This is a genomic window from Brevundimonas sp., assembly GCF_036399195.1.
In the GTDB taxonomy this organism is placed as follows: Bacteria; Pseudomonadota; Alphaproteobacteria; order Caulobacterales; family Caulobacteraceae; genus Brevundimonas.
This window is the reverse complement of record NZ_DASWNO010000302.1, coordinates 1-8,699: the sequence shown is the minus strand read 5'-3', so window position 1 is coordinate 8,699 and position 8,699 is coordinate 1. Positions and strand designations below refer to the sequence as shown.

Annotated in this window: 7 protein-coding genes; 5 read left to right on the top strand and 2 right to left on the bottom strand. The window is 69.0% G+C overall.

All coding sequences use genetic code 11. The features are described 5' to 3' along the window. From VGB60_RS13265 to VGB60_RS13255, 3 genes are all read left to right on the top strand, one after another. On the top strand, positions 1-609 hold a 609-nt coding region (locus VGB60_RS13265; protein WP_331038720.1), incomplete at its 5' end, for a sensor histidine kinase. 114 nt (positions 610-723) lie between these two features. After that, entirely contained in the window at positions 724-1,257 is a 534-nt protein-coding gene (locus VGB60_RS13260; protein WP_331038719.1) for a response regulator, read from the top strand. A gap of 34 nt (positions 1,258-1,291) precedes the next feature. Next, positions 1,292-2,650 (top strand): AmpG family muropeptide MFS transporter, encoded by a 1,359-nt coding sequence (locus VGB60_RS13255; protein ID WP_331038718.1) that lies wholly within the window; start codon positions 1,292-1,294, stop codon positions 2,648-2,650. A gap of 4 nt (positions 2,651-2,654) precedes the next feature. Here VGB60_RS13255 and VGB60_RS13250 read toward each other — a convergent pair whose 3' ends face one another. Continuing rightward, on the bottom strand, positions 2,655-4,934 hold the full coding sequence (locus VGB60_RS13250; RefSeq protein ID WP_331038717.1) for an NADP-dependent malic enzyme: 2,280 nt from the start codon (positions 4,932-4,934) through the stop codon (positions 2,655-2,657). A 50-nt stretch (positions 4,935-4,984) separates the two neighbouring features. Then, a complete protein-coding gene (gene dapF / locus VGB60_RS13245) occupies positions 4,985-5,818 on the bottom strand; it encodes a diaminopimelate epimerase (RefSeq protein WP_331038716.1) in 834 nt (277 codons plus the stop codon). Between the two features lie 186 nt (positions 5,819-6,004). Between dapF and VGB60_RS13240 the strand changes: the two genes are divergently transcribed. Both VGB60_RS13240 and VGB60_RS13235 read left to right on the top strand, forming a co-directional pair. Then, positions 6,005-6,721 (top strand): potassium channel family protein, encoded by a 717-nt coding sequence (locus VGB60_RS13240; RefSeq protein ID WP_331038715.1) that lies wholly within the window; start codon positions 6,005-6,007, stop codon positions 6,719-6,721. An 83-nt stretch (positions 6,722-6,804) separates the two neighbouring features. After that, on the top strand, positions 6,805-8,699 hold a 1,895-nt coding region (locus tag VGB60_RS13235), incomplete at its 3' end, for a prolyl oligopeptidase family serine peptidase (RefSeq protein ID WP_331038714.1).

Below are 8,699 nucleotides of genomic sequence, written 5' to 3'. Positions count from 1 at the left end.
CCGGTCGATCTGGAGGCGCTGGTGCGCGGCGTGGCCGAACTCCTGAGCCCGCGGGCGCACGACAAGGGGCGGGAGATCGTCTGGTCCGTCGGCGCCGAGGCGATCGACATCATCGGCGACGAGGGCCGCCTGCGGCAGGTGCTGTTCAACCTCGCCGGCAACGCGGTGAAATTCACGGAAGAGGGCGGCGTCCGCATCACCGTCGAGCGCGTCGGCGGCGCGGCCGGCCGGCCGAAGCTGGCCTTCATCATCGACGATACCGGGCCCGGCGTGCCCGCCGCGGCCCGCCAGCGGATCTTCGAGGAGTTCGGCCACGTCGACGCCTCGGACGCCAGCCGCTTCGGCGGCGCCGGCCTGGGGCTGGCCGTGGTCAGCAAACTGGCCGCCGCGATGAAGGGGACCGTCACGGTCGGCGACCGCCCCGACGGCCCCGGCGCGCGATTCCGCTTTGAAGCCGCCTTCCCGGCCGTCAAGGGCGCCGACCGCGGCCGCCCGCTCGCGGGCCACAAGGTTCACGTCGTCAGCCCCGACCCCTTCGTCGAGGCGGCGGCCGTCGCCCAGGTGGAGGCCTCCGGCGGACGCTGCAGCGCCGACGCCGAGGGGGTGTAGATCGATCACGCGGCGCGGGCTGCGGGGTCCGGACTGGCCGCCCGTCCGGCGCACGGCCGCGGCGTCATCCTGCTGAAGCCCAACGAGCGCGACCTCATCGCCCGCTACAAGGGTGTGGGCTTTCACGGCTATCTGATCAAACCGCTGCGCCGCGCCTCTGTGGCGGAGCGGGTTCTCGCCGCCGCCGGCGCGCGCCTGCAGCCCGGCCTGCCGCCGCCGCCGCCGCCCGAGGACGACCGCGTCGGCCTGACGCGGTTCTCGGGCACGCGCGTGCTGCTGGTCGAGGACAATCCGGTCGGGGCCCTGCTCGCCGCCACCCTGCTGCGGCGCGAGGGCTGCGCCGTGGAAACCGCGGCCAGCGGTCACGAGGCCGTCGCCGCGATGAAGCGCGCCCGCTATGATCTGGTGCTGATGGACATGCGGATGCCGGGTATGGACGGCCCGACCGCCGCCCGCGCCATCCGCGCCGGCGGGGACCAGACCCCGATCGTCGCCCTGACCGCCCACGCCTTCGCCGAGGACCGCCGCACCTGCCTCGAGGCGGGCATGAACGACCATCTGGTCAAGCCGCTGGAGCTTGAAACCCTGCGCGCCTCTCTCGCCCGCTGGACGAACCGTGCGGAGCGCGCCAAGGTCGCCGTCGGATAAGGGACGCGGGGGCGTCGCTTCAAGGGACGCGCCCATGACGGACCAATCGGCCAAGCCTGCGCCGCGCAAGGCGAGCGCGAAGGATGTCTTCAAGGCGCTGGGTCGTGGCCGGGTACTGATCACGCTGTTGCTGGGCTTCGGCTCCGGCCTGCCGTTCTTGCTCACCGGCGCAACCCTGAGCATCTGGCTGGCCGAGGGCGATGTGGCCCTTTCGACCATCGGGTTCATCTCGTGGGTCGGTCTCGCCTATTCCTTCAAGTTCCTCTGGGCCCCGGTCGTCGACCGGTTCGACGTCCCCATCCTCGGTCGGCTCGGTCGGCGACGGGGCTGGATGCTGCTGTCCCAGACGCTGGTCGGTGCGGCGCTGATCACCATGGCCGTGGTCGGGCCGGAGGGCGGACTGACGATCCTTGGGGCCGCGGCCCTTGTGACGGCCTTCGCTTCGGCGACGCAGGACATCGTCGTCGACGCCTGGCGGATCGAGACGGCCGAGAACGACGAAGACCTGGCTCTGCTGACCTCGGCCTATCAGCTGGGTTACCGGTTCGCGATCCTGGCGGGCAACGCCTTGATCCTGTTCTTCGCGACCCGGCTGGGGTGGAACGCGGCCTATGCGATCTGGGGCGCGGCGATGTCCATCGCGGTCATCGCCACCCTGTTCGCCAAGGAGCCGCTGGATCGGTCGGAGATCGCCAGGGCGACCGGAGGAGCCGCGCCCTGGACCCCTCGGGGCATGTTCGACGTGGTCGTCGGGCCGTTCCTCAACTTCCTGAAGACCCACAAGACCGCCGCCCTGCTGATGCTGGCGGCGATCAGCCTGTACCGGCTGCCGGACTTCGTCATGGGGCCGATGGTGGGCCCGTTCTATATCGAGCTGGGGCTAACCAAGGACGCCATCGGGGCGATGCGGCTGAGCTTTGGTTTGGCCGGGTCGATCGCCGGCATCGCCGCGGGCGGGCTGTGCGCCCTGCGCTTCGGTTTCGGGCGGACGCTCTTGCTGGGCGCGCTGATCGGCCCGATGTCCAACCTGGGCTATACGCTGATGGCGATGGTGGGTCTGTCGACGCCCATGTTCGCCGGAGTCCTGTTCGTCGAGAATTTCAGCGAGGGTTTGGCCGGCGCCGCCCTCGTCGCCTACATGTCGAGCCTGACCGGCATCGGCTATACGGCGACCCAGTACGCCCTGCTCAGTTCGTTCTACGCCCTGCTCGGCAAGTTCCTGAAGGGCTTCTCGGGCGTGGTGGTCGAGGGCCTGCAGCAGACGTACGAGCAGATGACGGCCTTCGCCCTGTTCTTCGCGGGAACGGCGGCCATCGGAATCCCGGCGGTGATCCTGTGCTGGCTGCTGGATCGCCGGAACCGCAGGCTGAAGGCGGCGGCCGGGATCGGCTGAGCGCCTACTCCTCGCCGATGGCCCCTTCGTCGTAGGCGGCGAAGGTGGCGGCGGTCATGATCTCGCTGACTGAGGCGCCGAGGCTGACGATCTGGACCGACTTCTCCAAGCCGACCAGCAGCGGCCCGATGACCGTGGCGCCGCCCAGCTGCTGGACCAGCCGTGTCGAGATGGCGGCCGAGTGGATCGCCGGCATGACCAGCACATTGGCGTGGCCGGTCAGGCGCATGAACGGATAGGCGGCGCGCGCCTCGGGATCGAGCGCCAGTTCGGGCGGCATCTCGCCCTCGTATTCGAAGTCCACGCCGCGGGCGTCGAGGATGCGGATCGCCTCGCGCACCTTCTCGCCCCGGTCTCCCGGCGGGTTGCCGAAGGTGGAGTAGCTGAGGAAGGCCACGCGCGGCTTCTTGCCCAACTTGCGCACCGTCTGGGCGGCCTGGATCGCGATCTCGGCCAGTTCCTCGGCGTTGGGCAGTTCATGGATCGAGGTGTCGGCGACGAACAGGGTGCGGCCCTTCGCCAGCAGGATCGACAGGCCGATCATCCGCTCCTTGACGTCGAGGACCCGGCGGATTTCCTTCAGCACCATGTTGAAGTTGCGGGTCACGCCCGTGACCATCGCCTCGGCCTGACCGCGGGCGACCATGGCGGCGGCGAAATAGTTGCGGTCCTGATTGATCATCCGCTGGACGTCGCGGCGCAGATATCCGCGGCGCTGCAGCCGGCCGTAGAGCCAGTCGGTGTACTCGACGTTGTGCTCGCTGACGCGGGCGTTGACGATCGCCATGCCCATTTCGTCGAAGTTCAGGCCCGCCTCGGCCGCGTTCTTGCGGATCAGCTCCTCGCGCCCGATCAGGATGGGCGTGCCCAGCTCGGCCTGTTTGAAGGCCCAGGCGGCGCGGATCACGGCCGTCTCCTCGCCCTCGGCGAAGACCACCCGCTTGTTCGGCGCGGCGCGGACGGCGCCGGAGATGTTCTGCATCAGGGCCGCCGACGGATCGAGCCGCGAGCGCAGCTGGGTCCGGTAGGCGTCCATGTCCTCGATCGGCTTGCGCGCGACCCCGGTGTCCATCGCCGCTTGGGCGACGAAGGGCGGAATGTACCAGATCAGGCGCGGGTCGAACGGCGTGGGGATGATGTAGTCGCGGCCGAACTTCAGCTTGCGCCCGCGATAGGCGGCGGCGACCTCGTCGGGCACGTCCTCGCGGGCGAGGGCGGCAAGGGCCTGTGCGCAGGCGACCTTCATCTCGTGGTTGACGCGCCGGGCGCGCACGTCCAGCGCTCCGCGGAAGATGTAGGGAAAGCCGAGGACGTTGTTGACCTGGTTGACGTAGTCCGATCGGCCGGTCGCCATGATGGCGTCGGAGCGCACTGACAGCACGTCCTCCGGCGTGATCTCGGGGTCCGGATTAGCCATGGCGAAGATGATCGGGTTGGGCGCCATCGAAGCGACCATGTCCTTTGTGATCGCGCCCTTGGCGGACAGGCCCAGGACCACGTCGGCGCCGATCATGGCCTCGGCCAAGGTGCGGTGCGGGGTGTCGGTGGCGTGGGCGGCCTTCCACTGGTCGACGTTGGCGCGGCCCTTGTAGACGACGCCGTCGCGGTCGACGATGACGGTGTTCTCGGCCCGCACCCCGGCGGCCTTCATCAGGCCGATCGAGCTAAGGCCCGCGGCCCCGGCTCCGGCCAGCACGACCTTGAGGTCTTCCAGCTTCTTCCCGGCGATATAGGCGGCGTTGATCAGGCCGGCGGTCGAGATGATGGCCGTGCCGTGCTGGTCGTCATGGAACACCGGGATGTCCAGCAGGTCCTGCAGCTGGCTCTCGATCTCGAAACACTCGGGGGACTTGATGTCCTCCAGGTTGATGCCGCCCCAGGTGTCGCCGATGTTCTTGACCACGGTGATGAACTCGTCCGGGTCGGTGGTCTTCACCTCGACGTCGAAGCTGTCGACGTCGGCGAAGCGTTTGAACAGGACAGCCTTGCCCTCCATCACCGGCTTGGACGCCATGTGCCCGAGGTTGCCGAGGCCGAGGATGGCCGTGCCGTTGGAGATGACGGCGACCAGATTGCCCTTGGAGGTGTAGTCGTAGGCCTTGTCCACGTCGGCGGCGATCGCCAGCACCGGAATGGCGACGCCGGGCGAATAGGCCAGCGACAGGTCGCGCTGGGTGGCCATCGGCTTGGTCGGCGCCATGGAGATCTTGCCCGGCGTCGGGCTGCGGTGGAACTCCAGCGCGTCTTCGTCGGAGAAGGTCTGTTTGTCGGTCAGGTCGGCCATGGACCGTTCCTAAGGCCGGCGACCGCGCGGGACAACCTCGGCTCCGCGCGTCAGGGGGCCAGGACGCCGACCCGCTCGACCTCCACGGGTCCGGTCATGAAGACATGGCCGGAGGCCTCGTCCCACTCGATCGTCAGCTCGCCGCCGTCAACCTCGACCACAGCCTGACGGGCCGTCAGGCCGCGGCGCGCCGTGGCGACCAGCGCCGCGCAGGCGCCGGTGCCGCACGCCTTCGTCAGGCCGGCCCCGCGTTCCCAAACTCTCAGGCGGATGCGGTCGGGCGCGACCACATGGGCGAAGCCGACGTTCACGCCCTCGGGGAAGCGGGGATGATGCTCGATCAGCGAACCGGTCCCGCGCACGAAGGCGTCGTCGGGTGCGTGATCCATGAAGAAGACGACGTGCGGATTGCCCATGGAGACCGCGCCGGGCGTGTGCAGGACAGGGGCGTCGATGGGGCCGACCTGCAGCTCGATGCCGCGGGTGTCCATCGCCTCATCCAGCGGGATCTGCTCCCAGTCGAGGCGGGGCGCGCCCATGTCGACGGTGATCCGGCCGTCCGCCCCGCGTCGGGCGGCTGTCGGTCCCGCCAGGGTGTCGATGATGACCCGGTCCTTGCCGCTGGACTGCAACAACAGCCAGCCGACGCAGCGCAGCGCGTTGCCGCAGGTCTCGACCTGCCCACCGTTCGCGTTCCACACCCGCATGAAGGCGTCGGCCGTGTCGGACGGCTCCATGGCGATCAGCTGGTCGCAGCCCTCTCCGGTCCGCCGGTCGGCGATGGCGCGCACCCGTTCCGTGGTCGGCGCGAACGGCGTCTCCAGCGCATTGACGACCACGAAGTCGTTGCCGGCGCCGTTCATCTTGACGAAGGAAAGGGTCATGTCATGGCCGATATAGAGATCGGCTGGACCTGACGCGAGAGAACCGCGTTAAGCTGGGCCATGAATCGCGCACCACCCGATCCTCCACCCCCCGATCCTCGCACGGCGTCAGCCCCCGCCGCCCCGCGCGCCGGGGGCCTGCGGATACGGGCCCGGCTTCGCTATCTCTACCATGGCTCATCGCCCGTGGCGGTCCGCTTCCGGCTGGCGGTCATCGTCATCGATTTCGCCATCATCGGTTTCTTCCTCGCGGCCCCGATCCTGCACGAGGCCGGCTGGGTCTTCTATCTGGTGGACTATCTGATCGCCGCCATCCTCGGTCTCGATCTGGCGGCGCGGGCGTGGGCGCATACGGACTGGAAGGACTGGCTGAAGAAGCCGGTGGTCTGGGTCGATCTTTTCGTGCTGGCCACCCTGCTGTTCCCGGCCTGGCTGTTCAACTTCGGCTTTCTGCGGCTCTTGCGGCTGTGGACGCTGCTGAACTCGGATTTCTTCTGGCGCACCGTCGGGCGCCGGTACGACGACACCCGCGTCGAGGAGATCACGCGCGCGCTGGCCGCGCTGGTGACCTTCATCTTCGTCATCACGGGCTTCGTCTACGCGACCTTCCGGGGCCGTCACGAAGGAATCTCCGGCTACCTCGACGCCCTCTATTTCACTGTCGCAACCCTGACCACGACCGGATTCGGAGACATCACCCTGCCGGGCAACTGGGGCAGGGTGCTGTCGATCGTGGTCATGCTGACGGGGATCACCCTCTTCCTGCGGCTGGCCCAGACGCTGTTCCGCCCGCACAAGATCCGCTTTCCCTGCCCGATCTGCGGCCTGCAGAAGCACGAGCCCGACGCCGTCCACTGCAAGGCCTGCGGCACGACCCTCTGCATCCCCGACGAGGGGAACTGACCGCGGTCGGTAACGAAGGGGTCAGGCCGCTTGCCGGTGCAGTGGCGGCGGGTAAGGTGTCGCCACACCATCGGGGACAATCCATGATCCGCACCGCCGCGCTCGCCGCCCTTCTCGCTTCAACCGCCCTCTCGAGTGTCGCCATGGCCCAGACATCCGCGCCCGCGCCGGCCCCCGCCGAAGTGGCGGGCGGCAGGTTCGCGACCTCGGACGCCACCGACCCCTACCTCTGGCTGGAAGAGGTCGAGGGCCAGCGCGCCATGGCCTGGGTCGAGGAGCAGAACCGCCGCTCGCTGGGCGTGCTGCAGGGAGACCCACGCTACGAGACCCTGCACCAGCAGGCGCTCGCCATCGTCGAGGCGCGCGACCGCATTCCGATGCCCTCGTTCAACCGCGATGGATCGGTGGACAACTTCTGGCAGGACGCCCAGCACGTCCGGGGCATCTGGCGCACAACCACGCTGGACAGCTACCGCACCGACGCGCCCCGGTGGGAGACCATCCTCGACTTCGACGCGCTGGCGGCGGCCGAGGGCAAGAACTGGGTCTACAAGGGTGCGACCTGCCTGCCGCCGGAAGAGACCCGCTGCCTGATCAGCCTGTCGGACGGCGGCAAGGACGCCGTCACGGTGCGCGAGTTCGACCGCGCCACCCGCACTTTCGTCGACGGCGGCTTCGTCCTGCCGGAGTCCAAGGGCGGCGCGGCATGGGTCGATCAGGACACCCTGCTGGTGGCCCGCGACTTCGGCCCCGGCACCCTGACCAGCTCGGGCTATCCGATGATCGTCAAGGTGCTGAAGCGCGGCCAGACGCTGGATCAGGCGCGGACCGTGTTCACGGGCCAGCCGTCGGACGTGCAGGTCAACGGCTATACGCTGCGCGACGCCGACGGCGTGGTGCAGGCGACCCTCATCAACCGCGGCGTCAGCTTCTACGAGGGCGAAACCCACCGCCTGAACCCCGACGGCACGACGACGAAGCTGGAGCTGCCGGCCAAGTCGAACATCAATGCGCTGGTCCGGGGCCAGATGGTGGTCACCACCGACCAGGACTGGACCGCCCCCTCGGGCCAGCAGTTCCGCACCGGCGACGTCATCGCCTGGGACCTGAACCGCTGGCTGGCCGACCCGGCGACGCCGGCCCAACTGGTGATCCGGCCGGGCGAGCGCGAGGCGATCGAGGGCATCAGCGCCACCCGCAACAAGCTGGTGGTCGCCCTGTACGAGAACGTGCGCGGCGGGGTCTATGTCTATGAGCCGAACGCCTCGGGCGAGTGGAGCCGGACGCGGCTCGATCTGCCGCAGAACGTCTCGGTCGGCGTCGGGTCCGCTTCGGACCGTGACGACCGCGTGTTCGTCACCGTCGCCGGTTATCTGACCCCGTCGAGCCTGTTGCTCGCCGACGCCGCGACCGCCGACGTGTCCGAAATCCGCTCGCTGCCGGCCAAGTTCAACGCCGAGGGCATGACCGTCGAACAGTTCCAGGCGCGAAGCGCCGACGGCACGATGATCCCCTATTTCGTCGTCCACCGAGGCGACATGCCGATGGACGGGTCCAACCCCACCCTGTTGTACGGCTACGGCGGGTTCCAAGTGTCGCAGCTGCCGGGTTATTCGGCCACCGTCGGCAAGCTGTGGCTGGAGCGGGGCGGGGTCTATGTCGTCGCCAATACGCGCGGCGGAGGCGAGTTCGGCCCGAACTGGCACCAGGCGGCGCTGCAACAGAACCGGCAGCGCTCGCACGAGGACTTCCAGGCCGTGGCCCAAGACCTAATCGCCCGCAACATCACCTCGCAGCCGAAGCTGGGGATCATGGGCGGCTCGCAGGGCGGGCTGTTCATGGGTGCGATGCTCACCCAGCGCCCGGAGCTGATCAACGCGGCGGTCATCCAGGTGCCGCTGTTCGACATGCTGCGCTTCCACAAGCTGCTGGCGGGCGCCTCCTGGCGAGCGGAGTACGGCGATCCGGACATCCCGGA

Excerpts from the sequence above, each read along its gene's own strand:
- VGB60_RS13255 (WP_331038718.1), top strand. The coding sequence starts at position 1,292 with ATGACGGACCAATCGGCCAAGCCTGCGCCGCGCAAGGCGAGCGCGAAG.
- VGB60_RS13250 (WP_331038717.1), bottom strand. The coding sequence starts at position 4,934 with ATGGCCGACCTGACCGACAAACAGACCTTCTCCGACGAAGACGCGCTG.
- dapF (WP_331038716.1), bottom strand. The coding sequence starts at position 5,818 with ATGACCCTTTCCTTCGTCAAGATGAACGGCGCCGGCAACGACTTCGTG.